The 26,341-nt window shown below is 25.0% G+C and carries 21 protein-coding genes; 7 read left to right on the top strand and 14 right to left on the bottom strand.

The features are described from left to right. Positions 1–81: 81 nt before the first annotated feature. The 5 genes from MBBAR_RS08465 to MBBAR_RS08445 all read right to left on the bottom strand — a co-directional run bounded on the left by MBBAR_RS08465 (position 82) and on the right by MBBAR_RS08445 (position 5,545). The gene (locus tag MBBAR_RS08465) at positions 82–606 is read right to left on the bottom strand and encodes a methanogenesis marker 6 protein (protein WP_080460926.1); all 525 of its coding nucleotides are present in this window, start codon (positions 604–606) and stop codon (positions 82–84) included. Positions 607–619: 13 nt separating this feature from the next. Further along, positions 620–2,167, bottom strand: coding sequence for a methyl-coenzyme M reductase-associated protein Mmp3 (mmp3, locus tag MBBAR_RS08460; protein WP_080460925.1), 1,548 nt, complete (start codon positions 2,165–2,167; stop codon positions 620–622). A gap of 23 nt (positions 2,168–2,190) precedes the next feature. Then, complete coding sequence (locus tag MBBAR_RS08455; RefSeq protein ID WP_080460924.1) at positions 2,191–3,165, bottom strand: methanogenesis marker 2 protein; 975 nt, start codon at positions 3,163–3,165, stop codon at positions 2,191–2,193. Positions 3,166–3,521: 356 nt separating this feature from the next. Then, positions 3,522–4,874, bottom strand: a complete 1,353-nt coding sequence (locus tag MBBAR_RS08450; RefSeq protein WP_080460923.1) for a DUF2117 domain-containing protein — start codon at positions 4,872–4,874, stop codon at positions 3,522–3,524. A 152-nt stretch (positions 4,875–5,026) separates the two neighbouring features. Then, positions 5,027–5,545: a ribonuclease VapC gene (locus MBBAR_RS08445; RefSeq protein WP_225369869.1), complete on the bottom strand. Its 519-nt coding sequence runs from the start codon at positions 5,543–5,545 to the stop codon at positions 5,027–5,029. A 1,574-nt stretch (positions 5,546–7,119) separates the two neighbouring features. On the opposite strand from MBBAR_RS08445, the gene MBBAR_RS08440 reads away from it, so the two are divergent. After that, a complete protein-coding gene (locus MBBAR_RS08440; protein ID WP_080460922.1) occupies positions 7,120–7,641 on the top strand; it encodes a MogA/MoaB family molybdenum cofactor biosynthesis protein in 522 nt (173 codons plus the stop codon). Positions 7,642–7,786: 145 nt separating this feature from the next. On the opposite strand, the gene pyrE is transcribed toward MBBAR_RS08440, so the two are convergent. The 4 genes from pyrE to MBBAR_RS08425 all read right to left on the bottom strand — a co-directional run bounded on the left by pyrE (position 7,787) and on the right by MBBAR_RS08425 (position 11,159). Then, the gene (gene pyrE, locus MBBAR_RS08435) at positions 7,787–8,311 is read right to left on the bottom strand and encodes an orotate phosphoribosyltransferase (protein WP_080460921.1); all 525 of its coding nucleotides are present in this window, start codon (positions 8,309–8,311) and stop codon (positions 7,787–7,789) included. Positions 8,312–8,716: 405 nt separating this feature from the next. Further along, complete coding sequence (locus MBBAR_RS08430; protein ID WP_080460920.1) at positions 8,717–8,959, bottom strand: PRC-barrel domain-containing protein; 243 nt, start codon at positions 8,957–8,959, stop codon at positions 8,717–8,719. 271 nt (positions 8,960–9,230) lie between these two features. Continuing rightward, a complete protein-coding gene (locus MBBAR_RS10660; protein ID WP_263641191.1) occupies positions 9,231–9,362 on the bottom strand; it encodes a symporter small accessory protein in 132 nt (43 codons plus the stop codon). Positions 9,363–9,548: 186 nt separating this feature from the next. Then, positions 9,549–11,159, bottom strand: a complete 1,611-nt coding sequence (locus tag MBBAR_RS08425; protein ID WP_080460919.1) for a sodium:solute symporter family protein — start codon at positions 11,157–11,159, stop codon at positions 9,549–9,551. A 1,044-nt stretch (positions 11,160–12,203) separates the two neighbouring features. Between MBBAR_RS08425 and MBBAR_RS08420 the strand changes: the two genes are divergently transcribed. Both MBBAR_RS08420 and MBBAR_RS08415 read left to right on the top strand, forming a co-directional pair. Next, positions 12,204–13,505 (top strand): phenylacetate--CoA ligase family protein, encoded by a 1,302-nt coding sequence (locus MBBAR_RS08420; RefSeq protein ID WP_080460918.1) that lies wholly within the window; start codon positions 12,204–12,206, stop codon positions 13,503–13,505. 109 nt (positions 13,506–13,614) lie between these two features. Next, positions 13,615–14,046, top strand: coding sequence for an amino acid-binding protein (locus tag MBBAR_RS08415; protein WP_080460917.1), 432 nt, complete (start codon positions 13,615–13,617; stop codon positions 14,044–14,046). Between the two features lie 192 nt (positions 14,047–14,238). Here MBBAR_RS08415 and MBBAR_RS08410 read toward each other — a convergent pair whose 3' ends face one another. The 3 genes from MBBAR_RS08410 to MBBAR_RS10560 form a co-directional block, all read right to left on the bottom strand. Then, positions 14,239–14,523 carry a hypothetical protein gene (locus tag MBBAR_RS08410; protein ID WP_080460916.1) on the bottom strand — a complete coding sequence of 95 codons (285 nt, stop codon included), beginning with the start codon at positions 14,521–14,523 and terminating at the stop codon, positions 14,239–14,241. Between the two features lie 132 nt (positions 14,524–14,655). After that, positions 14,656–15,261, bottom strand: coding sequence for an indolepyruvate oxidoreductase subunit beta (locus tag MBBAR_RS08405; protein WP_080460915.1), 606 nt, complete (start codon positions 15,259–15,261; stop codon positions 14,656–14,658). 52 nt (positions 15,262–15,313) lie between these two features. Then, positions 15,314–17,446, bottom strand: coding sequence for a thiamine pyrophosphate-dependent enzyme (locus MBBAR_RS10560; protein WP_080460914.1), 2,133 nt, complete (start codon positions 17,444–17,446; stop codon positions 15,314–15,316). 639 nt (positions 17,447–18,085) lie between these two features. On the opposite strand from MBBAR_RS10560, the gene tfrB reads away from it, so the two are divergent. The 4 genes from tfrB (at position 18,086) to glyS (ending at position 23,772) form a co-directional block, all read left to right on the top strand. Next, a complete protein-coding gene (tfrB, locus tag MBBAR_RS08395; RefSeq protein ID WP_080460913.1) occupies positions 18,086–19,840 on the top strand; it encodes a fumarate reductase (CoM/CoB) subunit TfrB in 1,755 nt (584 codons plus the stop codon). A gap of 42 nt (positions 19,841–19,882) precedes the next feature. Then, positions 19,883–20,734, top strand: coding sequence for a TrmJ/YjtD family RNA methyltransferase (locus MBBAR_RS08390; protein ID WP_394334526.1), 852 nt, complete (start codon positions 19,883–19,885; stop codon positions 20,732–20,734). A gap of 553 nt (positions 20,735–21,287) precedes the next feature. Next, a complete protein-coding gene (dcd, locus tag MBBAR_RS08385; protein WP_080460911.1) occupies positions 21,288–21,878 on the top strand; it encodes a dCTP deaminase in 591 nt (196 codons plus the stop codon). A 178-nt stretch (positions 21,879–22,056) separates the two neighbouring features. Beyond that, a complete protein-coding gene (glyS, locus tag MBBAR_RS08380) occupies positions 22,057–23,772 on the top strand; it encodes a glycine--tRNA ligase (protein WP_080460910.1) in 1,716 nt (571 codons plus the stop codon). Between the two features lie 242 nt (positions 23,773–24,014). On the opposite strand, the gene MBBAR_RS08375 is transcribed toward glyS, so the two are convergent. Continuing rightward, positions 24,015–25,061 carry a helix-turn-helix transcriptional regulator gene (locus MBBAR_RS08375; protein WP_080460909.1) on the bottom strand — a complete coding sequence of 349 codons (1,047 nt, stop codon included), beginning with the start codon at positions 25,059–25,061 and terminating at the stop codon, positions 24,015–24,017. 104 nt (positions 25,062–25,165) lie between these two features. After that, on the bottom strand, positions 25,166–25,990 hold the full coding sequence (locus MBBAR_RS08370) for a helix-turn-helix transcriptional regulator (protein ID WP_080460908.1): 825 nt from the start codon (positions 25,988–25,990) through the stop codon (positions 25,166–25,168). Positions 25,991–26,341 lie beyond the last annotated feature (351 nt).

The following is a 26,341-nucleotide window of genomic DNA, read 5'->3' as shown; positions in this document are numbered from 1 at the left end:
TTTTATCTACTTATGTCTTTTATCTAATTATATCTTTTATCTAGCCATCTTTTATCTAATTATAACTATCTAATTTAAGTTTTAATTATTATTTTTATTTTCAGAATGTTCCTTATCTTTAATATTATCTTTATCAAGATTTTCTTCCTCTAAACATTCTTTCATAATTTCTTCAAATTCTTCTAAAGGAACACAAGTTTCTTCTTCAAGAGAAACTTCTTTTGGATTTTTTAAAGCATCCGAAACAAAGCCTAAAAGTTTAAATTCTTTTTCCATCTGATGAAATCCTTCTCTAGGACCTTTTCTATGGCCTCGACATCTTCTAGGGTCTCCAGGGGGAAAACCCCTATCTTTTGTAAAAATATTATATGGATCCATTTTTCGAACCTCTTTAATAGCAGTTATAACATCTTTTTCTTTTCCACTGACCATAGCACCATAGCAAGTTTGTTTAATAGTAAGAGGTAAACCTAATAGATGCATCTGATTTACAACCTCACTTTCACTAACATTAGCTTTAGGACCTAAAATAATCATTCTTGTAACAACTTCAGGATCTTTATCCTCCCTGCCAAGATCTGGGTTAATACATACATTTTCAACCATAATATCCCTTCACCTAATTAATTCTCTTAATATAAAGATATTCTTCTTCTTTTAAATTTTCAAGAGGTTTTAAATCAGTTGTTATCTTTCCAACAATATTTGTTGCATTAAATGGTTCTGCAGTTGGACCAAACTCATCATTACTCTCAAATCTAACCCCTATTAAACCAACATTCTTTTTAGACATATTAGTAATACCAATTCTTCCTGCTTCAATACAACCACTTGGAATATTTTCAGGAACTAAGCCTTTTGCTTCTTTAGCATCACCTTCAAATATTGATATTTTCATACCTGGAAATGCAAAATGCACTTTTAGAATACCAATCGGTTTTTCAACTAGTCCTGTAACCTTTTTAAAGTACCATGATGATCTTGGAGCTTCATCTTCACTATCATAAATTTCTATTAAAGCTAAATCATCTTTATTAATACCTTTTGTTTTAACTTTACCTTCTTTTATTATTTCAATAGAAAATTTTGGTGTTTGTTCTACTATCAATGCATCATCATCTAAAACACCAACTCTTTCATGAGTTACACCAATAGATTTTAAATAATCCTCTGCTTCCTTTTGAGTCATAGATAATGTCATTATTCTTTCAGGATTAGATCTAATAGTGATTTTATCTTTATAATTAGCTATATCTAATAATTCCATCCCCTTTTCTACCGAAGCAACATTAGTATGATGAGGAGATTTAACCCTATCCTCCCTATACACAAAAACTTTACCAATACCCTTACCAGCATTTCTTATAGTAACAGTACCTCTCTTTCTCATAGTTATATCTTCAGAAGGTTTTCCTAAACCTTGAAGAGAATAAAAACCAACAAAAGAATTTGATTCATAATCAACAGATATATTACCTGATTCAATCAAAGAAAATAAATGTTCACAGGATTCAGGAGAACTTTCATTGGGTTTAAGAGAAACATAAGTAAATAATTGGTTACCTTCCTCTAAAATAGTATTTAAATCAGAAATAGATGCACTATCAGTAATACTACTCCTTTCAATAAGAGGTTCAATAGAAATAACATTATCATTAGAATCTAAGAGCCTTAAAGTTCTTTTACCACCAACAATTCTAGCGAATACTCCTTTATTATAACTTGGGACACCATAAACAGCAGAATGATCTTCTTTAACTAAAATTATATGTGTTGATTCATTACTAAATCCTGATAAGCTTAATACAACCTCCCCATCTTTATAGTTATTTTCATCCATACTTGGTTCTAAATCTGTTATAATAGGCCCAATAGCTACCTCATTTGAGGAAGTCCATCTAATAGAACAATCTTCAAAATCTTTATATTGTTTTTTCCAAAGCTCAACAAGTTTTTCTGCTTCTTTACTATCGTCCATCTCAATTATTATGCTTCCTTTTGGAGTTTTAAGTTTATATTTATTAATGTTTTTTTCAAATTCTTTTTTACCTTTGATAAGGCAAATTATACTTCCATCATCATAAGGAGCATTTGAAAAATCTATTGCTTCTCCTATAGTAGACCCATTAGGAAGATCTAAATCCTCTCCATTAATTTTTACTAGCATAAAACCACTCGACACATATAAAATTAATTAATCTTAAGAACTGGATTTTTATCCTGGTCAAAAAGAACCATTTTCTCAGTTTCACTTGATAAGTAAAGTTTTTTCTCACTAATTACCTCCCCAACAATAGAAGCAGTGATAGAAACTTCCTCTAACAAATTTATCAATTCTTCAGTATTTTTCTCCTTAGCAGTTAAAACAAAACCTGCTCCAGGATATGATTTTAACCATTCTTCCCAATTAACATCTTCATTTCTAGGAATCTTATTCAACTCAACTTTTCCACCAACACCAGATGATTCAAGTAACATTTCCAATGTTCCAAGAGTTCCAGGATTACTTATATCTTTTCCACCAGTAACCAAACCTTTTTCAGCAATTTCCTTCATAGCTATTAACTGATCTTGTACAAGTTTTTCATCCTTAAAATAGGTCGTATCCCAATTAAGATTAAAGTTAGGGTGTTGTCTTCCATCTAAATCAATAGCAACAATAATCTTATCTCCAACATTTGCCCCAAAGCTAGTTATAATTTTATCTTTCTTAGCTATTCCAATAATCGCTACATCAAGAGCATTATACTCAGTATCAGGATGTAAATGTCCACCAACCATTGGAACATTGAATTTTTTACAACCATCTTTAATTCCATCTATAAGACCATTAGCTATATTTTCATTATTAATAGAAAGTATATTGACCATTGCTATTGGTTTAGCTCCCATAGCTGCAATATCATTAACATTAACCAGTACAGAACAATAACCTGCCCAGTAAGGATCTGCATCCATTAGCTTTCCCCAAATTCCATCAGCAGCAAATAAAACTACATTTCCATCTCCAAGATCGATAGCTGATGCATCATCTCCAAAATCAAGTAAAGTTTCACCAGAAACATTATAAACTTCTTTTAATTTGTCAGTTATACTTTCTATAGACTTTTTTCTAGAAACTCCCTCAAAATCTTGAAGAGATTTTACAAGATCTGCTAAATTCAAAACCACACCTCATTACGTTGAATCAATGAATACAATCATATAACTAATCATTAATATAAAAAACCCATTATATAAAGAATCATTAATTAAGAATCAATGAATTATAATAATTATTAAATCATTACTTAGTATTATTCAGCCATTGATTAATTTTATTAAGATTATTAAATTATTGCTAATATTATTAGCCATTGATTAATTACTAATATCATTCTTACTAATATTAATTCTTATTAATATTAATTCTTACTAATAATTATTACAAATATTAATTCTTATTAATATTAGTTCTTACCAATATTATTACTTATTATCAATATAATTATTATTAATAGAAATAATAATACAAGAAATATTTATTCTTTAATTATATATTCCGAAGTAATATTATTTACTATTTTAATTAATTCTTTTTTAAATTCTTTAATTTTATCAGTTTTTAATCTATTTATAGAAACATTATCTAAATTTTCTACTGAACCAATATTTAGATTAATATAATTTTTCGAGTTAAAAACTTCTTTAAAAATGGATTTACCAACAATATCATCCAAACCAGGTTCCAATTCAATAATACTAGACCCCTTAGTAATATAACCATTTTCAACTACTTTATCAATATCACCATCTGTGATACCAATAACTGGAACATTAAACCTATATAAAATATCAGAGGCAACAAGAGTAGTATCATCTCCAATAGTAACAACAAGATCAATATTTTTTAATTTATAAATATCTTCAGCAGCATGATCTAAAAAAGCTACTTTGACATGATTATTTTCAACCTCATTAGATGAAAAATCTTTAAAATCTTTTAATATTCTAGGGTTTGGATTTGTTTTTCTAAGAAGTCCTGTTTTAACTACAGCTTTATTAATATCAACAGCCCCTAATTTCTCGATACCATGTTCTTTGATTTCACCACCAATAATATCAACTATTTGACCATCTTTAGATATTAATGACAGATTTTCAGAATTAGATTTACCAACTACAATACCATTGACAAATATATTCTCATTAGGACTAACCCCATGAATATATCTAACTTTTTCTCCTAAATTACTAGCTCCCAAATCATTTTCTAATTCTTTTTTAACTAATTCCCTTTTAAAATAATTATCTATGATTAATTTAGGATTTAAAACATTTAAATTTAGTAATTTAGACAATTTTAAACATAAATCTGAAGATAGACTTTCATTTAAATCTAAAGATAAATTTTCATTTGAATTTGAATATAGGCTTTTATTTGAATCTGAAGATAGACTTCCATCTGAATCTGAAGATAGACTTCCATCTGAACTATTCCAAGAAATTATAGAACCATCGCTTTCTCCAGGTCTTTCGATTTGAATAAATGGTATATTTGAAACTCTATTTTCATTGAGAGAACCATGATTAAAAAATGATCTATTGAAAACCTTATATCCAAAAGTATGTCCTGTAACTGAAGATTTACCATAATTAAGAAGAAATATTACATCCATACCTTCATCTAAAAACAATTTTACAGATTCACTAGGAAGTCTTTTAGCTGAAATATCAATTAAATTTTCAAGAGAGGCATCAATAACAGCAGTTCGACCCATCGTACCACCTAATCTACAATATACACTACCAAAATCTTTCAAAATCCCAATGATTTTTAAAGCATGCCCAGAATCGATCATATTAGGCCCATGTATAATAATTCCAATCTTCATTTTATAACCAAATTTATATTAATAAAAAATCACAATTTACAATAAAATCTACAATTTATAAAAAGATCCATAAATAATGCCAAATCCCAATTTATACTTCTCCCAATTTATACTTCAATAGATAATTATAATTAAATCAATAGATAATTAATCTAATCTAGTTTTATCCTTCTTTTAAAGATTTTTGATCCACAAATCTCACAAACTTCATCATCATAATTATCAGGATATTCTTTCCTACATCCTTGACAAGTTTTCTTCCAATTATATATTCCTTTAATTCCTTCAGTTAATACACTCCTATAAGGAATATTTATAATCTTAAGAACATTTTGAATGGAATAATCGTCTGTAACAACTTTTATTTTTTTTCCTTGATTTGAAAAATCGATAGCTAATGCTAAAAGTTTTTTATCTACATTTGAAAGTCTTAAAGTATCTCCAGAATAAGAAATAACATTATTGAGCTCATTGATACTTAAATCATCAGGTTCAACAATAAATAGAATATTATCTTCTATAGCTTGATCAAAAATCATTTTAGATTTTAAGTCTTTAACTTCCTCACTTATTTCAGATATAGTAAAGTTTAAAGAATCTTTTAATTCAAAACCTCCAATAAAAGCAGAAGCATCTAAAATATAATAAATATTTTTATCCATTTTATCCATAATATCATTATGTTACTAAAAATAAATAAAGTTAATTAAATTAATATTATAATTTAAAATAATTTAAATCTAAAATTAGTTTAAATTTAAAATACTAAAGATCAAAATATTAGAATTAAAGTATTAAGGCTGATTAAAATTAAAATATTGACGAAATATTATGATTAAAATATTATTATGATTAAAATATTGAAATATATTAAAATATTGAAATATTAATTACTATTTAGAAATATTAAACAAAATTATGAAAAATCATCAAAAATTAAAAATAAAAAAATCAATACAAATATAAGGTTAATAATTTGAGATTTATTTCAAAAAAGATGGATATCACCTTAATTTTTTCAAAAAAGAATTTAAATTCATTAAATTAACAAATAAATTTATAATAATATTAACAAATAAATTTATAATAATATTTTATTTATACAAATCTTTTATTTTCATAAGTTTAAAAACAAAGTTTTTATTATTAATTATATAAATAAATATAATACCCGAATAAAAATAAATAAAACCTATAATTAGTTATAGCTTTAGAAAATATTATAATAAATATTATAAACATTAGAATAATTAGTATATCTATATTAATATTTGAACATTATCGAATAAATATAGCTATTAAATATTATAATTAAACTAATTATAAAAGTTTAAAGCTAAAATAAAGGTATAATATTAACTAAAAACAAAAAAAAAGAAATATAGACAATTTTTGATACTTTACATAACATTTATATGTGAGTAAATATATAATAATAACTTGAAGGGTAGGGTCTTATCTTAACTCTTATTATCATAACAAAAATTGGCATTGAATCCGCCTCCAATCCAATTTTGGTCCCTACCCTCCTCACTATATTGTTCTTTTTTTAAAATAGCTTAAACTCTATTTAATGAATGGGTTATAAAAAATAATTAATAATAAAAACTTTTTTATTAAATAAAAAGATTTTCATTAAATACATGACAATAATATATTAATTCTTATTAATGATAATAATGAATAAACTTATAATAATAACATTAAATAAGCTTATAATATTTAATAATTATTAATAATAAATACCTATTTAATACCTAAATATGCTATTAACGTATAATAAGTATAATATTACTACTTAACATGTGTAATATTAATACTTAATAATTGTAATACTCCATAGTTGTAATATTTGATATTGTAATATTTGATAATTATAATATTTAATAAAATAATTTAATAATTGTAATATTAATATTTAATAAATGTAATACCAATAGATATAGTATGAAATATAATACTTAAAATATTGAAAAAATGTTTAATACAAGACTTGTCTAAAAAATAAAGTTTTGAGTTAAAATAATTAATATTAAATTTATATTAAAAAGATATTAAATATTATTGATATTAACCATTATTAATATATTAAATATTATTAATAATATAAGAACTGATTAATGATATAATAATCCTCTTATTAATAAAATCAATTAAAAAATGATTTTAAAAAATATTCATTGAAAAGCCCAAAATAAATGAATAAAACAATTCCTAAGATATACCTAAAAAGGAGAGCTATAAAATGAAAAGTGAAACAATGGAAGAACATAAAAAAAAATCACCAATTGAAGTGAATTGTGGGATTATAACCCTCAGTGATACAAAATATAAGGATAAACAAAGCGGTGCAAATACTGATATCTCAGGAAAAATAATAATTGAAGAATTAAAAAAAAAATATAATGTTAAATCCTATGAAATAATTCCTGATGAAAAAAAACAATTATTAAACATGATTGAAAAAATGAAAACTGAAAATATTGATGTTATACTTACAACTGGAGGTACAGGGATTGGAAGTAGAGACATAACAATTGAAACTGTAAAACCTCTTTTTGAAAAAAAAATAAATGGTTTTGGAGAGATATTCAGATTAAAAAGCTATGAAAAATTAGGTTCAGGAGCTATGTTATCACGAGCAGTAGCAGGAACTTATGGAAAAACTATTATATTTTCAATGCCAGGATCTCCAAATGCAGTGAAATTAGGAATATCTTTAATTATTGATGAATTAGGACACTTAAAAAAGCATTTAAATGAATAAAATAAAATTTAATAAATAAAAATAAAAATAAAATTTAATAAATAAAAATAAAAATAAAATTTAATAGATGAAATAAAAATAAAATTTATCACATAATTTATAAAAAAATTTTATAAAAAATTTTATAAAAAGCTTTATAAAAAAGCTAAAAAAATTCATTAACTGATATCAAAGGTTCAACTAAAATCCCTTCATCTTTTAATGAAGAAATAGCTCCTTCTTCCCTATCAACAACAACAAAAGCTTTTTTTACGATTCCGCCATTTTCTTGAATAGCTTTTATAGCTTTAAGTAGAGAGCCTCCTGTTGTTGTCACATCTTCAACCACAACCACATTATCGCCCTCATTTAATTCTCCTTCAATAAGTTTTGAAGTCCCATAACCCTTTTTTTCTTTCCTTATCATCAAAAGAGGAATTTCAGACTTCAATGAAAGTGCTGTAGCTATTGGAACCGCTCCCAAAGCAGGTCCTGCAACTTTATCAATCTTTTCACTATTAATAGCTTGATCTATAAGTTCAGCTATAGTTTTCAAAATATTAGGTTCTGTTATAGCTTTTTTCATATCAATATAATAATTACTTTTCTTTCCAGACGAAAGTACAAAATCTCCTGTTTTAAAAACATTATTATCTTTTAAAATACTAATTAAATATTCTTTTGAAGCCATTAAACCACCGTGAAAATTATAAAATGAAATTAATTTTTAAAATTAAAAATTTAAAATTAAAAATCTATAACTAAACTAAAAATCTACAAATAATATATAAACAACCTATAAATAACATATAATGATATAAAACATAAATCATGCTTAAAATTATAAAAACATAATATTAAAATTAGAGAATTAATAAAAAAAATATAGCTATATAAAATATATAAACTATCTAAATAAGCAGATACGAAATTAGAATAATAGATACTAAATAAATACTAAATAGATACTAAATAGATACTAAATTAGAATAATAGATACTAAATAGATATTAGATACTAAATTGGCTATTCTTACTTTATGCAAACTTAAAATCTACTTAAACTTAACATTTATTAACTAAAATGTTATATATTATTAATCAAAAACATCAAAAACATCTTTTAGAAGGATTTTATCCCCTATTTTACTTATCATATCATAAGGAATTATATCTTCACTTTTAGAAATATTCAAAGTTTCTGATATTCCGCCTTTTTTTAAAATTAAAGATTCTACTTCTTTTGTAACATCATTAAATTCAACATCGGATACTTTACCTATTAATACAGCGTCAGTATTAACAACTTCTTTTCCAATGATATTTTCGATAATCTTCATGTTTATTCCTCTAATAGTTACTATATAAAATATTCTAAATATATAATTAAATAACTAGATATACAATTAAATAAAATTATTATTCAAAATATAATCTTAATTAAATCTATGATAATTTATAATATTAATTAAATCTATGAATATATTTGTATATTACAATATTTAATATTTAGCATAAATAGAATAAATTATTGGAAATTAAATTATAAAATTATAGCAGAATAATTTATAAAATTATAGTAGAATAATAAGTTAAAAAGCAATGAGAAAACTACTCTTCAGAATAGTTTTCATCATCTCCTTTATTCCAATTTATAATACCATAAACCACACATAAAAGTGTGGATAGTATTACAAGCAAATAACCACTTAAAACCCATGGATCAGGTATTCCTAAAATCATTTTTACACCATATACTAATAATTAATCTTATTTTAATAATTAGCTTTACTTTAACAATTTATTTTAACAGCTAATTTATCTTAATAATTGACTTTATTTTAACAATTTGTTTAACAATTAATTTTATTTTAATAATTAGTTATAATAATTAAAAAATTAATTTGTTAAAAAATTAATTTGACAAAATTATTTTCCCTCGATTTTTTTATTTGAGTTAAACCCTCTATAACATTTATCCAATTGTTCTTGGTCCATTGGTTTTGTAAGTAAACTTACAACTATAGTAAATATAAATGATATTGGTACAGCCACTATTAATGCATCAATTGCTGGCCATGGCATTGTCGGAATAAGCATAGGTTGACCTGTTAAAAATTGGCAAATACCTAGACCCTCAGCTGTTTTTCCATATACAAATATTAACCAAAAAAGGCTTGTTACTGTACCAGAAACAATTCCTGCGATAGCTCCTTCCCTTGTGGTTCTTTTCCAAAATAATGCACATATATAAACACTTAAAAATGCTGCTGCACATATTCCATAAAAAAGAGCAGTTCCTTGAGCTACTACACTTCCTGGCAATATTAAACTAAGAACAAATGCTAAAATTACAGCTATTAAAATCCCAATACGAGTCAATGGGATTGATTCAATATTCTTTTTCTTCTTCAAAGTTTCATATATATCTCTTCCTAAAGAAGTTCCTTGAGCATGATATTGAGAACTCAAAGTAGACATAGCTGCTGCAAGTAATGTTAATAAAAATATATATACAAACCATTCTGGGAGAGCAAGATTAATAAATGTTGGAATAATCTTATCGACATTTCCTCCAACAACATCCACAGATATTTGACCCAACGTATTAAAGAAATAAACATTCGATAAAGAACCAACTATAAAAGCAGAACCTGTGATAATTGCTATAAAGATTCCTCCCATTAAAACCGCCCTATTAAGTTCTTTATCAGATTGAACAGTCATAAATCTAACAATGAGTTGGGGTTGGGCAAGTACACCAATACCAACACCCATAATAATTGTGGAAACAAGTGTCCACCAAAAAGGACTTCCCAAAGTTGGGAAAGTTGTCCATCCTGTTCCACCTAAAGCTTGAGCCGATGCTGGAAAGTGAGGTGCGAGATTCGTAAGGGCTGTTTGAGATTCTGTAACTCCACCAAGAATCCAATAAGTAAATATAAGTAAGAAAATCATTCCAATAAACATTATTGTCCCTTGAACAGCTTCAGTATACATTACTCCCCTTATTCCTCCAAAAATAACATAGAAAGCAACAAAAACTGATAAAATTAAAAGAGATAAAGTGAAACTAATTGAAAGAGAAGTTTCCATAAACCTTGCAGCACCAATAAGAACAACAGATGCATAAATAGGCATTCCAAAGAATATTATTCCACCACTAAAATATTGAATAAATCTACTATCAAAACGACGAGAAAGAAACTCAGGAAATGTTAAAGAACCAAGATTATGGCCCATTTTTCGAGTTCTTTTACCCATAAATACAAATGCAATGAAAACCCCAACAAAAATATTTAAAAATACTAACCAAAGTAAACTCATACCAAATTGACCTGCAATACCTCCAAATCCTACAATAGCAGCCGTACTTATAAAAGTAGCACCATAACTCAATGCCATTATATAAGGATGTGTTTTTCGCCCAGCAACCATAAATTCATCAGAAGATTTCGTGCTTTTCCAAGCTATATATCCAACATAGCCTACTACAAAGAAGTAAACTAAGAAAACTATAGATAAAATTATTAAATTCATGAAAAAAACCTCAAAAGTATTATAACTATTAATAAAACTACAATCAATATCATAACCATTAATATAAAACTACAAACAATACATACTAATTAATAAAACTACAATCAATACAATAGTCATTAATATGACTACAATCAATATATTAGTTATCAATATGATTACAATCAATATAATAATCAATAATATGACTACAATCAATAATATAATCAATATTATAACTACAATCAATATTAAAAATATAAACTAAATTTAAAAAATAATTTTAAAACTGAGAAATTGACTTTAAAAGTTTAAATTTAATCTATATATCTACAAAATTTCTTTTTGTACTTTAGTATTATATAAGCTTTTATACATAAATTTCTGATTATAAAATTAATATCCAATAGTTATAATAAATGTATTAAATAATAAATACATTACATAATTTAAATAAATAAATAGTTTAAAAAATAAAGAAGAAAAAATATTAATCTATTTAAATATTAGAAAGATAATTATGAAAAATAATACAAATAAACATAATATTAATAAAAATAATATTAATAAAAATAATATTAATAAGAAAAATAATATTAATAAGAATAATATTAATAAAAATAGTGTTATGAAATATGAAAAATAATACTATCTAAAATAAATATTAGTAAAAATAATATAAAGAAACATAATATTAAGAAATATAAATAAAAATATTAGTAAAAATTAATAAAAATATGAATAAAGTCATTAATAAAAATATTAATAAAAATATTTAATATCTATTTATAGCTATTATTTAACTAACATACTTATTATTTCATCTAATTATGAGTATTATCTAATATTTAATTATTAATAGAAAATACTATAATTTAATTCTTAGTATCAATATAAAAATATAAATTTAATATATATATATATATATATAAAATAATATACTAATAATATAAACTAATATATGTATAATATAAAATAATATAGGTATAATATAAATTAATATATTTATAATATAAAATAATATATAATTAACATAACTGATTATATATAAACATAGGGATGAATATGGTTTGGGATGAAAAATTAGAATGTATGAGCATAAAAGAAAAAAGAGAACTACAACTTAAAAGGTTGAAAGAAACAGTTAAGAAAGCTTATGAAAATGTTCCATTTTATAAAGATAAGTTTGATAAAGCTGGGATAAAACCAGAAGATATTAAAACACTTGAAGATATAAATAAAATACCTTTTACAACAAAAACAGATCTTCGAGATGCTTATCCTTTTGGAATGTTTGCAGTTCCAGAAGAAGAAATTATAGAAATCCACACAACCTCTGGAACAACAGGTAAACCAACTGTTTCTGGATATACTGAAAAAGATTTGGAAATTTGGTCAGAAGTTAGTGCAAGAGCGATAACCATGGGACTTGGAACACGTGGAGATCGAATTCAAAATTGTTATGGCTATGGACTCTTTACTGGAGGGCTTGGAATCCATTATGGAGGACATAAAGTAGGAGCAACAGTTATCCCCATTTCTGCAGGAAACACAAAACGTCAAATTGAAGTGATGAAAGATTTTAAAAGTACAATTCTTACATGTACTCCGTCATATGCACTTTATTTAGCTGAAGTTCTTGAAAAAGAAGGATTAACTCCAGATGAAATTACTTTAAAATCAGGAATATTTGGAGCAGAAATGTGGACTGAAGAAATGAGAGAAGAACTTGAAAAAAGATTAGGAATCATTGCTCTTAATATTTATGGCTTAACTGAAGTTATTGGACCTGGAGTAGCTCAAGAATGTCCAGAAAAAACAGGACTACACATATCTGATGACCATTTTTATCCAGAAATTATTGATTCTGAAACAATGCAACCTTTAGAAGATGGAAATAAAGGAGAATTAGTATTAACAACACTTACAAGAGAAGGAATGCCAGTTATAAGATTCCGTACCAAAGATATAACCTCAATCACACATGAAAAATGTGATTGTGGTAGAACTCTAGCTAGAATGTCTAGAATTACTGGTAGAAGTGATGATATGCTTAAAATAAGAGGAGTAATAGTATTCCCCTCACAAATTGAAAGAGCCTTACTAAAAATTGAGGGGCTTACACCAAACTATCAAATCGTAGTTACAAGACCAGGGCATTTAGATGAACTTGAAGTTAGAGTAGAAACTTCTAAAGAACTATTTTCTGATGAAATGAGAATAATGGAATCTATAGAAGATAATATATCTAAAATTATTCAAAAAGAAATAGGATTACGTGCAAATGTCACTTTAGTTGAGCCAGAATCTCTTCCAAGAAGTGAAGGAAAAGCTGTAAGAGTAATAGATGAAAGAAATTTTGAATAGAGAATAGTATAGGTTTAAATTTGAATAAAATGACCTATAATTTATTATTCCTATCATTTATATTAAGTATTAATAAAATTGAGGAAAATAATTATAAAAAGGGATTTTCATGAAAAACAAGCAAATATCTGTATTTATTGAAAACAAAGAAGGTAGATTAAAAAAAGCTATGGATGTTTTAGCAAAAGAGAATATAAACATTAGAGCTCTTTCTATAGCAGACACAACTAAGTTTGGGATACTAAGATTAATAGTATCAGAAAATGAAAAAGCAAAAGAAGTCTTAGAAAAAAATAATTTTGTTGTAAAAGAAAATGAAGTCATTATAATAGAAGTTCCAGATAAACCAAATGGTTTAAACACTATTTTAGGACATCTTGATGATGAAAATATAAATGTAGAATATATCTATGCATTTGTTAGTAAAAAGAGTGATGAAGCTATTGTTGTAGTAAGATTAGAAAATATTGACGAAGGAATAAAAGTTTTAAAAGAAAAAAAAGCTAACATACTAACTGCTGAAGACATAAAATTAATTTAAATTAAATTTAAACTAAATTAATTATTTTAAATCAATGAATTTAAATTTAAATATAAATTTAAATATAAATTTAGATATAATATGAAAATATTGTTTGAAGTTTAAACAATTAATTTAAAATCTAAAAATTTTAAAGCTAAATTCCTTTAGCTTATAAATTATCCTTTAGCTTATAAATTAACTTAAATATTATTATTCAAAACTTTTCAAAAGTTCAGCAACTTCTTCTCTTTTATAACCTAATTTAACAAATAAATTAGCAATAGATTCTCCATCAGTTAATTCATTAATTTCATTCCATTTCTTAAAATCATTTCTTAAAATTGATTTTATTAATAATTGGATTGTTATTAATGTATCACTATCAATAGCAATTAAAATATTTTCTTCTTTAAAAAATCCATTTGGATCAATTAATTCAAAGCTTTCATCAAGATCATCTCTTTGAATGATCGCATTTTTAATTTCGTAACTCATATAATCCCCTATATAATTAAATTACTAATAATATTTTTCTTATAATATTTCTTATAATATTTATTCTTATTCTTCTAAGATTTATTCCTATATAAAATTTATTTTAATAGTAAAAATAATAAATACTTTAAATTAACTACTTTTAACTATATTATAACCTTTTTCAATAGCATCTAAATTCATATTATGGAATTTACTGTTTAAATTATTTTTCATAGATTTTATAATTGATTCTTTTGAAAGAGGAAAAGTATCATTAGCTATAGCTGCACCAAGAAGAACCATATTCAGAGATAATATACTTCCAGATTCAATAGCTAATTTTTCTCCCTCAACAGGATATACAGAGCCATAATTCTCATTTAAACTCTCAGTAATGTTACCAACACTTGGATAAGTTTGATTAAATTGGTTCAAAGTGGATGGAATTATTGGAGATGTGTTAAATATGATTTTAGTATTCTTATTTGCCTTATCAAGTGCCCTTACAGCTTCAGATGGTTCAAAAGCTAAAATTATATCAGATTTAAATTTTCCAATTATAGAACTTTTATACCCACCAATTCTTAATTCAGTAGATACTACACCTCCTCTTTGAGACATTCCATGAATTTCACTCATTACAACATCATAACCCTCATTCATAGCTGCTTCACCAATAATAACTGAAGTTTTAATTATTCCCTGGCCACCAACCCCACAAATATAAATATTATAAGAATTTTCTTCATTAAGCATTATGTTTCCTCCAGATAAATTTTAATCTCTAAATAAATTTTAATCCAGATAACTAAATATCTTTTTTAACACCAATAGCCTTTTCATCACACATTTGTACACAAACAGTACATCCTTTACAAAGTAGATCATCAATTTCCACTTTACCATCAACAATAGAAATAGCAGGGCATGCTAAAGTAGTTACACAATTTTGGCAGTTATTACATTTATCTTCTTTTATAACCATCGGTCTTTTTCTTTTTAATCCTTTAATAAGAGTACAAGGATATTTAGCAATTATAACAGATACTCCCTCATATTCAAGTGCCCTTTTATAAGTATCAATAGTTTTATTTAAATTCATAGGGTTAATAATTTCTACAAATTCACAACCACAAGCTTTGGCGATTTCCTCAATTGAAATTTCTGGAGCTTGGTCCCCCATTCCATCAACTGGAAGTCCAGGATTAGGCTGACCTCCAGTCATCGCAGTTGTACGATTATCAAGAATAGTTACTACAAACTTATGTTTATTATGAACCCCATTTATAAGAGGAGGTATCCCACCATGGAAAAAAGTAGAATCTCCAATAAAACTAACAATATATTGATTTGTAGCAACTGAAAATCCACATGCATCACCAATACTAGACCCCATAGACAATAAATAATCAGTAGTTTCATAAGGAGGACTTACACCAAGAGTATAACAACCAATATCTGAAGAAAAAATAAGATTTTCATTTGAAATATTCAATTCTTCAGCAGCACGTCTAACACCAAAGTAAGTAGCCCTATGAGAACAACCAGGACATAATGTAGGAGGTCTAGAAGGTAAATTATCTTTTATATCTTTTAATCTTTTATTAATGTTTAAATCATTGTTGCCATTATTACTATTATTGATTTTATTACTGTTATTATAATTACTACTATTATTATTACTATTATTGATTTTATTACTGTTATTACAATTATTAATATTATTATTACTATTATTTATATTATTACTATTATTACAATTATTACAATTATTAATATTATCGATAGTATTAATAGATGAATTAATGACTTTATTTATAGAATCTCTAACAATATCAGAATTAAACTCATGAATAAGTGGAAAAGTACCATCTAATTTTCCAAAAACAGGAATATCAATTCCAATCTCACCAATAATAGCTAAAATTTCTTTTTCCATTATTGGATCAACTTCTTCAACTACAAAAATACCATCTAAACCTTCAATAAAATCTAAAGCTAAATCTTTTGGGAATGGATAAGTAAAACCTAATTTTAGAATATCAAAACCCAAATTAGCTAGATTATCCTCAACAACAACATCATAGGCATAATTAAAAGCACTACCACTAGATATTATTCCATATTTAGACTTAGGTTTAATATTTTCAGAATCAATATTTTCAAATGAATTAAAAATAAAGTTTAAATCTGAATTATTAGCTAATTCCTCAATATCTTCCATTTTAGATACAAGTTTTTCATGCATTACCATAGAATTCTCTGGAACTGGAACAAATTGTTTTGGATTCTTTTTAAAAAAACCTTTTTCCCAATGAACGTTTTTTCCAAAATTAATACTGTTAGAATCATCTGTTTTATTATTAGTAATTTCAACATCGCCCAATTCTACAACACCCCTCATATGAGAAATTCGAGTAGTAGTACGTAAAATTACTGGAATACTAAATTTTTTTGAGAGTTCATAGCCATATTTCATCATATCTTTAACTTCTTGAGGGTTTGAAGGCTCTAAAACAGGACAATTAGCTAATCTAGCATAATGACGATTATCTTGTTCATTTTGAGAAGAAAACATAGAAGGGTCATCAGCAGATAAAACAACCATTCCTCCAGGAGTTCCAGTATAAACTGCAGTTAAAAATGAATCTGATGCTACATTTAAACCAACATGTTTCATGAAGGTAAAGGATTTTAGTCCACTAGCAGCACTACTAGCTGCAACTTCCATTGCAACTTTTTCATTGATAGAAAATTCAAAAAATAATCCTGCATCCTTTGCAAGAAAAGACAAAATATTTCCAATTTCAGAAGAAGGAGTCCCAGGATAGGTTGCAGCGACTGAAACACCCGCTTCAATAGCACCTCTAACAGCTGCTTCATTACCTAACAAAAATTCTTTATCTCCAGATTTACCATTCACTAATTGATTCAAATCCATTATTACACACCATAAATAATATAAACAGTATAAACAAAATAATTTAAGTGGTAAAAGACATAATACTATTATAAAAGAAGTATTAAGCTAATCCATAAGTTAATCAATAATTATAAGTAATATAATAAACATACTATAATAATAAACATAGAATATAGTAAAACATAATTATAATATAAAATCATAACAAAGCATAAAATTATAGTATAAATATTAATTATAATATAAAATTTAATTTAAAATTTAATTCTAATATATATTTAAAATTTAATTCTAATTATATGATTCTAGTATATAATTCGTAATATAAAATTTTATAATATAAAACTATAATTTATAATATGAAACTATAATAAAATTATAACATAAAATTATTTTTAGATTAATTAATAAATATACTTTTTGAATTAAAAAGCTGAAAATTAAAAAGATAAATATACATTATAACTGAATTTAAAATTATATTTAAAAATATTAAAATTAAACAAATTAATCATAATATAATTAAAAATAATGATAAAAATAATAAATATAATAATAAATGTAATAATACAAATAATAATAAAAGTAATAAATATATCAATAAAATTGATAATAAATATTATAAAATAATAATAAATAAGGAAACCTGGAGATAAAATGATTGAAATTGAAGTATTACGGTTTGATAGGGAAAAAGATAAAGAACCTTACTTTAAAAAATATAAAATCGAGAAAAAATATAAGATGAAGATATTAGATGCATTAATAGCTATAAATGAAAATTATAATGATAATTTAAGTTTCAGAAGTTCATGTAGAGCAGGACAATGTGGGTCTTGTGCTTTAAAAATGAATGGAGAAGTAGTTCTTGCATGCAAATCTGAAATAAAAGATAAATCAAAAATAGAACCTTTAGACTTTCCAGTGATAAAAGATTTAATTGTAGACAAAACCAAGATTGAAGAAAAAGTAGCTAATATGGGGTTATTCTTAGAAACAGATGATAAAGATAAAAACAATAGAAATAATGAGAATAATGAAAATAATGAATATAAGGAATATAAGGAATATAATAAAGATAATGACGACATAGAAAATAATGAAATTAATGATAATAAAGTTAATGAAAATGAAAATAATGAAAGTAATGAAAATAAAGAAATTGATGAAAACAAAAATAAAAAATTCAAAGATTTGAAAAAATCCCCTGAAACAAATAATATAAAACTAGATGGCTGTGGATGTCCTTCGATTATTGAAAATGAAGAATGTATGGATACTAAAAAAGTTAGAAGTTGTATTGAATGCTATTCCTGTCTTTCAGTATGTCCTGTAATAAAAGAAACAAAAGAATTCGCAGGGCCTTATTTCATGAGATATATATCAAAATTTGATTTTGATCCTAGAGACATTGGGGAAAGAACAAAAGAAAGTATTGAGGAAGGATTATATTATTGTACTAGTTGTGGGAAATGTGGAGAAATATGTCCAAAAGAAATTAATAGTTTTGGAGATGCTATAGAAAAATTAAGAGCTATAGCAAATATGAAGGATTTAGGACCTCTTGAAGCACATAAAGAAGTTAAGGAACTTATTTCAAAAACTGGAAGATCTGTTGAAGAATTAGATGAAAGTTTCATTAAAACAATTTCTAAAGAAAGAACCGAAAAAGAAAAGGCATTCAAAAATAGTGAAAATCAAAATAAAAGTAAAAAAGGAAAAATAGCTGTTTTTACAGGATGTATGATTGATTATAGACTTCAAAATGTTGGTTTTGCCCTTATTGATGTTTTAAAGAAAAATGGAATTGAAGTTGATGTTCCCGAAGATCAAATTTGTTGTGGGTCTCCAATGCTAAGGACTGGGCAAACTGAAATTGTAGAAAGCCTTGTTTTAAAAAATAAAGATGCATTATCCGATTATGATACTATAATTACAATGTGTGCTGGTTGTGGAGCTACATTAAAGAATGATTATCCTAAATATGGAGTAAATCTAAATGTAATGGACATAAGTGAGTTTTTAGCTAAAAATCTTGATACAGAAAAAATGAAAGATTTGAATCTCAAAGTCACATATCATGATCCTTGTCATCTTAATAGAGGTCAAGGAATAAAAGAAGAACCTAGAGAAATACTTAATAATATTAAAGGTGTTGAATTTATAGAAATGGAAAAACCAGACCAATGTTGTGGAGCTGGTGGTGGAGTTAGAGCTGCAAAACCAGAAATAGCATTTGGATTAGGTAAGAAAAAAGCAGAAATGGTTGAAAAACTTGATGTTGATGCAGTAATCAGTATATGTCCATTTTGCCAATACAATATCCAAGATGCGTTAAATAAAGAAGGTTTAGATAATATTAAAGTCATGAACATATTAGAACTTCTAAAAATGTCATATGATGATAAATAAAATTGAGGGGGTGATCAAGTAGGAGACACAATCTCAGAAGAAATAGTAGTTATTAAAGAGGATACTACTGTCTTAGATGAAGAAAAAGAAAAGAGCAGTTCTAAAGCAAAATCAACTTCAAAAAAAAGAGGTAAAAAGCTTTCAACTGCAGAAGAAATTAGATTTTCAAAAAATTATAATAGATTTAAAGATAATATATTTGTTGTTTTTGTAGAGTGTGAATCTTCAGGAAATGTTGGATTTTTAGCAAGAGCCATGGCAAATTTTGGATTGGAAAACTTAATACTAATAAATCCTTGTAATTTAAAAGAAGATGCTTATTATCAAGCAATGCATGCAAAATACATTGTAGAAAAAGCCGTTAAAAATACATACCCCAATCTTGATGATTTTTTAAAAAAAGAGGAAATAGATTTTATAGTTGGATCTACAGGCACACCAGGAGGAAGCTACAATCTATCACGTATTCCAATAAAACCAGAAGAATTAGGAAAATCTATAAATTTAAACAAAAAAATAGCTTTAATTTTTGGAAGAGAAGGGAATGGACTTTACAATGAAGAAATAGAAATGTGTGATATTATAGTCAGTATTCCAACAGAACATAGCTATCCAATTATGAATATATCTCATGCAGCAGCCATTATTTTTTATGAATTATTTAAAAATAGAAATGAATTTCCAGTAGAAGGATTAGAAGAAGCAACAAGGATTGAAAAAGAATATCTTCTAAAAGATATGGAAGATATAATAAAAAAATTAGATATCCCAGAACATAAAGAAAAAACAGGAATAAAGTCATTTAAAAATATAATCAATAGAGCATTTATCACAGGAAGAGAAGCACATACTCTAAAAGGAATTTTAAGAAGAATATTAATGAAATTTGAATAATTTACTATATTAAATTTTATAATAGTAGATTAATATTCTAAAATTAAATTTTTTTATCTATAAAACTTATATACAATTATATATTATTCTTATATATAATTATATATTATTAATATTCCTTTTTAAATATAATCAATATTTTAGCTATAATTTTTAGCTATAATCCATATTTTAAGTATATCTATTAATATTATTAATTTTATTAATGTTGTTAATATATCCAAAAATCTGAAAATTTCAATAATATAAAAATAATATAAAAAAATAATAGAAATAATAAAGAAGATAATAAAAGTAATAATAAAAAATAATAGAAATGATAAAGAAGATAATAAAAGTATAATAAAAAATAGTAGAAGTAATAATAAAAAAGTTAATAATAATAAAAAAATTAACAATATAAATAATTATCACAAACATCATGATACAGAATCACCATGATACACAATCATCATCATAAAATGATTACTATAAAACAAAAATACTATAATAAACATTATATTAAATAAATTTTATATAAAAAATTAAAAACTACTGGATTGGAGACTAATGAATGGCAATTTTAAGTGACAAAGACATAAAAAAATATCTAAAAGAAGGAAAAATAAGCATAGATCCTCTAGAAAACTTTGAAAAACAAATTCAACCATCATCAGTTGATTTAAGAATTGGAGATGAATTCAAAGGATTTAAGATTATTAAAAAACCATTTATTGATCCAAAAGATCCTGAAGACCTTGATTCATACATGGATTCCATGCATATAGAAGAAGGAGAATCATTTATTATACACCCAAATGAGTTTGCATTAGCTACAACTTATGAAACCGTTAAAATACCGGATAATTTAGTAGCTAGAGTAGAAGGGCGTTCTTCAATGGGAAGACTTGGGATAACTATGCATGTAACTGCAGGATATATTGATCCTGGTTTTGAAGGTAAAATCACACTAGAAATTTCAAACATTGGTAAGATGCCAGTTGCCCTATATCCAGGACAACGAGCTTGTCAAATAGTTTTTGAAACTATGACTTCTAATGCAGAAAAACCATATGGACATCCTGAAAGAGACAGCAAATATATGGGACAGACTCGTCCAGAAAGTAGTAGAATAAAGCAAGATTATGAACTTAGAAAGATCTAATAAATCTAAAAATAAGCTTAAAAATAAGCCTAAAAATGAACCTAAAATAAATTTAAAAATAAATCTAATAATAAATTAATTAAAAACTGAAAATATATCTAAAAATATATCTAAATATACACCGAAGATATATCTAAAAGCATATCTAAAATTTTTCAATTAAATTGGAGTAATATTAATGAATCATGAAAAAATGATAAATATCAGTACCAAAAGAGGTTTTCTATGGCCATCCTTTGAAATTTATTCAGGAGTTTCTGGATTTACTGATTATGGACCTCTTGGAGCTATTTTAAAAAATAATATTATGCAGCTATGGAGAAAACAATATATAGCTGGAGAAGGATTCTATGAAATAGAAAGTCCAACAGTGACTCCTGAAGAAGTTTTAAAAGCATCAGGACATGTTGATAATTTTACAGACCCTATGACACAATGTGATGGTTGTAAAGATGTTTTTAGAGCAGATCATATAATTGAAGAAGTAACCAACCTTGAAGTAGAAGGTATGACTAATGAAGAGTTAGACAAAATTGTTAAAAAACATAATGTCAATTGTCCAAACTGTGGAGATAAATTAAGTGAAATTTGGAACTATAACCTTATGTTTAAAACTAATATTGGGGCTAAAGGAAATAAAACTGGTTATATGCGTCCAGAAACCGCTCAAGGAATATTTATACTCTTCAAAAGACTTTCAAGATTTTTCAAAAATAAGCTACCCTTTGGAACAGTGCAGTTAGGAAAAGCTTATAGAAATGAAATTTCACCTAGGCAAGGAGTAATAAGACTTAGAGAATTTACACAAGCAGAAGCAGAAATATTTGTTGATCCTGAAAATAAAACACACCCTAAATTCAAAACAATAGCTGGTGAGAAATTAGTTCTAAATTCTCAAAAAACACAAATCGAAGGAAAAGATCCCATAACAATAACAGCTAAAGAAGCACTTGAAAATGGTATTGTAGCTAATGAAATTTTAATTTATCAAATATATTTAGCTAAAAAGTTTTTAAAAGAGCTTGGAATTCCTGATGAAGTTTTAAGATTCAGACAACATCTTCCCAATGAAATGGCTCATTATGCAATTGATTGTTGGGATGTTGAAGTTAAAACAGATAGATATGGATGGGTTGAAATTATAGGAATAGCTGATAGAGGAGATTATGATTTAAAATCCCATTCCAAATATAGTAATGAAGAGTTAAACATTTTTATCCAGTATGAAGAACCTAAAATAATATCTAAAACAATAGCAAAACCAAATATGGCTAAATTTGGCCCTTCATTTAAGCAAAATGCTCCAAAAGTGAAATCATTCTTAGAAGATATAGATGGCGTGATGGTTGAAAAGATTAAAGCATCAATCGAAAAAGATGGAATCTATGAAGCCTTAATTGATGGAGAAACTTTTGAAATACAAAGCGAACATATTACCTTTGAAGATGTCGAAGAAGAAATTAAGGGAAAAAAGATCATACCTCATGTAATTGAACCTTCATTTGGTATTGATCGAATATTATACTCAGTACTTTTACATTCATTCCATAAAGCAGAAAATGAAGAAGATAAAGATTATTTCAAATTAGCTAATTCAATTGCTCCAATACAAGTAGGTGTATTTCCATTAATGAATAAAAATGAATTAAATAGCTTAGCTACTGAAATTACAAATAATCTTAGGAATTCTGGATTCATGGTTGATTATGATACTTCTGGAACAATTGGTAAAAGATATGCTAGAGCAGATGAAATAGGAGTTCCAATAGCTATTACTATTGATTATGATACTCTTGAAGATAATTCTGTGACAATTAGAGATAGGGATACTGAAAAACAAAAAAGAGTAAATATAGAAGATTTAAAAGAAGTTGTTGGGAATTATTTCAATTAATTAAATTAATTTAAATCCCCAAACTTTATTTTTCTACAAATTATATTTTTTTAAATTATGTCAGATATCTATTTCAACTTACAGGTAGCTATTTCAACTTATTTTAGATACTTTATTTTAATTTTATTTTAGATATTCTATTTTTAATTATTCTAAATTTTTTATTTTATCTTATTTTATTATTTTAATTTATTTTATTGTTTAACTTATTTTAAATAGTTCATTTTAAATTATATTTGATATTAATTCTTAATATTAAAATATTTTAAAATATCAATTTGTTCTGAATATTCTTTATAATATTCAAATACTTCAATCCCCCAGTTTATTCCTTCTTTCGTGTTATCCACTAGAATGATAGAATCATCATAATATCCATCATCAGAAAATAATCCTAATGATAAAAAATTATTACCTGAACTTAAAAATAATTTAAATTCTTTTGACAATTCCCATATCTTAAGAGAATTATTTTTATTATTTTTATTATTCTTATTATTATTCGTGTTAATATCTTCTACAAATGATGAAAACTTTTTTCCATAACCATTATTCCTTATAAACTCAAGAATATTTTTATTAGCGATTAATTCTAAATTTGCACCATTATTTAAACTTTTTAATAAAACATCTAAATGAACTGATGAAAATATAGGTAGCAAAACCTTAATATCCTTTGATTTTGAAACTAAACTTATATATTCTTTAGAAGTTTTAGCTAAATCATTATCCGAAGATCTTATTGACTTGGCATTTTGAATTAAATGAATTTTCTTTAATGATTCATAAGGTATATCCTTTATAGAATGAGAATCCCAGAAATGAGAATTATTATTAATAGAATAGATATTTTGAATTAGTTTAATAACATTCATTGCCAACATAGTTCCATTAGAAGATAGGCAATAATTTTTCTTCTCTTTTTTTATTAAGTTTAATTTATCAAGTTCTTTTATTCCATGCAATATTGAAGTTGAAGGTTTTCCTAAATCGTTTCTAAGTGATTTTAAATCTTTTTTTCCTGAGAAAAGACAGATCAGTAGCCTTGTTCTTAGTGTAGATGTTAAAATATGCTTTATATTAATAAATATCTCATTACTTTTTACATCAATTACACTATTTGAGACAATATCTGTAATTTTATAATTATCTTTATCTAAATCAAATAATTTAAAATCATTTCCATTCTTGATAACGTTTATATTTTTCAGTTTATTTTCATTGTTTATATCATCTTTGTTCATCAAGTTAAAGCTGTTACTAATCGATAATTTTTTATTATATTCCATATTATGCACCTAAACTTTTTATAGTAATCCTATTATAGATAAATAATTCAACAAATGCTAAAAAATTAAAAATTTATGTTTAAAATATTAAAATATTTTAAAAATTATATATAAAGGCTATTTCCTATAGAATTATAATAGTCAAACAATCCATTAGCCCATTTAACTGCATCTAGATCATCAGATATTAATAATCTATTTTGATCATATGTTCCATCTTCTTTAAAAAGACCAAATGCCATAAATTCATCTGCAACCGTTAAAAATATCTTAATATCATTTTTTGAAGATTTAATTTTAAAATTCCTATTTTTTGACCCAGTTTTTAATGTTTTAAGGTCCATTGATTCTATGAAGTTTAATGTGATTGCTTTTCCACAAAGAACTTCAATATTAACCCCATTTTCTATCAAATCTTGGAATATTATTGGATATTCAGGATGTACAAATGGAAAAATAGATTTTATATTATTAGAAGCTTTCAGAATATTTTTAAATATATTATGTGGTCTATAAATATCAGTGGGAATAGATTCAATTAAGTACCCAGTTTTTAAAGAATTTAAATCTACTAAACCATCTAATAAAATACAGCTGATATCATGATCTATCCATAAATCAATATAAGTTCTAATAATCTTTACAGTTTCACTGAAATCATAAAAGTTTAAAAGTTTCATTATAGCTATATTGTTTAAGCAAAATTTACCATCATCTGAATCAACATAACCATTATCTTTTAATCTGTGTATATTATTTGATATAGCACTATAATTTAAATTAGTATTTTCACACAAAATTTTCATAGGAACCGGTATTTCAGATAAGCATTCTAATAATTTTATCCGAATTTTAGAGCTAGTTAAAAATTTAAGCTCATCTTTAACGTTTTCATACATATTTAAATAATCAATATTTTTACTATTCATTTTATCCCTAAACCTAGTTTTAGATTATTCAACAATTACCTACCTTTTCAATGTCAACGATTCCCCCTTCTAATCAATTTCGTACATTGTTTAAATTATAAAGATTATAAGCATTAGTTAAAGATTATAACTTTTAAATCAATCATAATCAATGAAATTAATCATAATGAAGTTAATCATGATCAATGAAATTAATCATAATCAATAAGATAAAATCTAATAAATTAATCCAATAATATTTTTAAAATACATGATAATGCAATAACACTTTATAACTATCTTTATATTTTTAGTACTTCATTTTTTAGTATTTCATTTTCATAATGTAAAATTTATTAACAATAATTATTA

The sequence above is a fragment of the Methanobrevibacter arboriphilus JCM 13429 = DSM 1125 genome (genome assembly GCF_002072215.1).
Taxonomy (GTDB): domain Archaea; phylum Methanobacteriota; class Methanobacteria; order Methanobacteriales; family Methanobacteriaceae; genus Methanobinarius; species Methanobinarius arboriphilicus.
The sequence above is the reverse complement of the archived record's forward strand: the minus strand, read 5'-3'. Positions and strand labels throughout refer to the sequence as shown.

Excerpts from the sequence above, each read along its gene's own strand:
- MBBAR_RS08425 (WP_080460919.1), bottom strand. The coding sequence starts at position 11,159 with ATGAATTTAATAATTTTATCTATAGTTTTCTTAGTTTACTTCTTTGTA.
- MBBAR_RS08375 (WP_080460909.1), bottom strand. The coding sequence starts at position 25,061 with ATGGAATATAATAAAAAATTATCGATTAGTAACAGCTTTAACTTGATG.
- MBBAR_RS08440 (WP_080460922.1), top strand. The coding sequence starts at position 7,120 with ATGAAAAGTGAAACAATGGAAGAACATAAAAAAAAATCACCAATTGAA.
- MBBAR_RS08415 (WP_080460917.1), top strand. The coding sequence starts at position 13,615 with ATGAAAAACAAGCAAATATCTGTATTTATTGAAAACAAAGAAGGTAGA.
- MBBAR_RS10560 (WP_080460914.1), bottom strand. The coding sequence starts at position 17,446 with ATGGATTTGAATCAATTAGTGAATGGTAAATCTGGAGATAAAGAATTT.
- dcd (WP_080460911.1), top strand. The coding sequence starts at position 21,288 with ATGGCAATTTTAAGTGACAAAGACATAAAAAAATATCTAAAAGAAGGA.
- MBBAR_RS08445 (WP_225369869.1), bottom strand. The coding sequence starts at position 5,545 with ATGGATAAAATGGATAAAAATATTTATTATATTTTAGATGCTTCTGCT.
- MBBAR_RS10660 (WP_263641191.1), bottom strand. The coding sequence starts at position 9,362 with ATGATTTTAGGAATACCTGATCCATGGGTTTTAAGTGGTTATTTGCTT.
- MBBAR_RS08465 (WP_080460926.1), bottom strand. The coding sequence starts at position 606 with ATGGTTGAAAATGTATGTATTAACCCAGATCTTGGCAGGGAGGATAAA.
- tfrB (WP_080460913.1), top strand. The coding sequence starts at position 18,086 with ATGATTGAAATTGAAGTATTACGGTTTGATAGGGAAAAAGATAAAGAA.
- glyS (WP_080460910.1), top strand. The coding sequence starts at position 22,057 with ATGAATCATGAAAAAATGATAAATATCAGTACCAAAAGAGGTTTTCTA.
- MBBAR_RS08405 (WP_080460915.1), bottom strand. The coding sequence starts at position 15,261 with ATGCTTAATGAAGAAAATTCTTATAATATTTATATTTGTGGGGTTGGT.
- MBBAR_RS08430 (WP_080460920.1), bottom strand. The coding sequence starts at position 8,959 with ATGAAGATTATCGAAAATATCATTGGAAAAGAAGTTGTTAATACTGAC.
- MBBAR_RS08450 (WP_080460923.1), bottom strand. The coding sequence starts at position 4,874 with ATGAAGATTGGAATTATTATACATGGGCCTAATATGATCGATTCTGGG.
- MBBAR_RS08410 (WP_080460916.1), bottom strand. The coding sequence starts at position 14,523 with ATGAGTTACGAAATTAAAAATGCGATCATTCAAAGAGATGATCTTGAT.
- MBBAR_RS08370 (WP_080460908.1), bottom strand. The coding sequence starts at position 25,990 with ATGAATAGTAAAAATATTGATTATTTAAATATGTATGAAAACGTTAAA.
- pyrE (WP_080460921.1), bottom strand. The coding sequence starts at position 8,311 with ATGGCTTCAAAAGAATATTTAATTAGTATTTTAAAAGATAATAATGTT.
- MBBAR_RS08420 (WP_080460918.1), top strand. The coding sequence starts at position 12,204 with ATGGTTTGGGATGAAAAATTAGAATGTATGAGCATAAAAGAAAAAAGA.
- mmp3 (WP_080460925.1), bottom strand. The coding sequence starts at position 2,167 with ATGCTAGTAAAAATTAATGGAGAGGATTTAGATCTTCCTAATGGGTCT.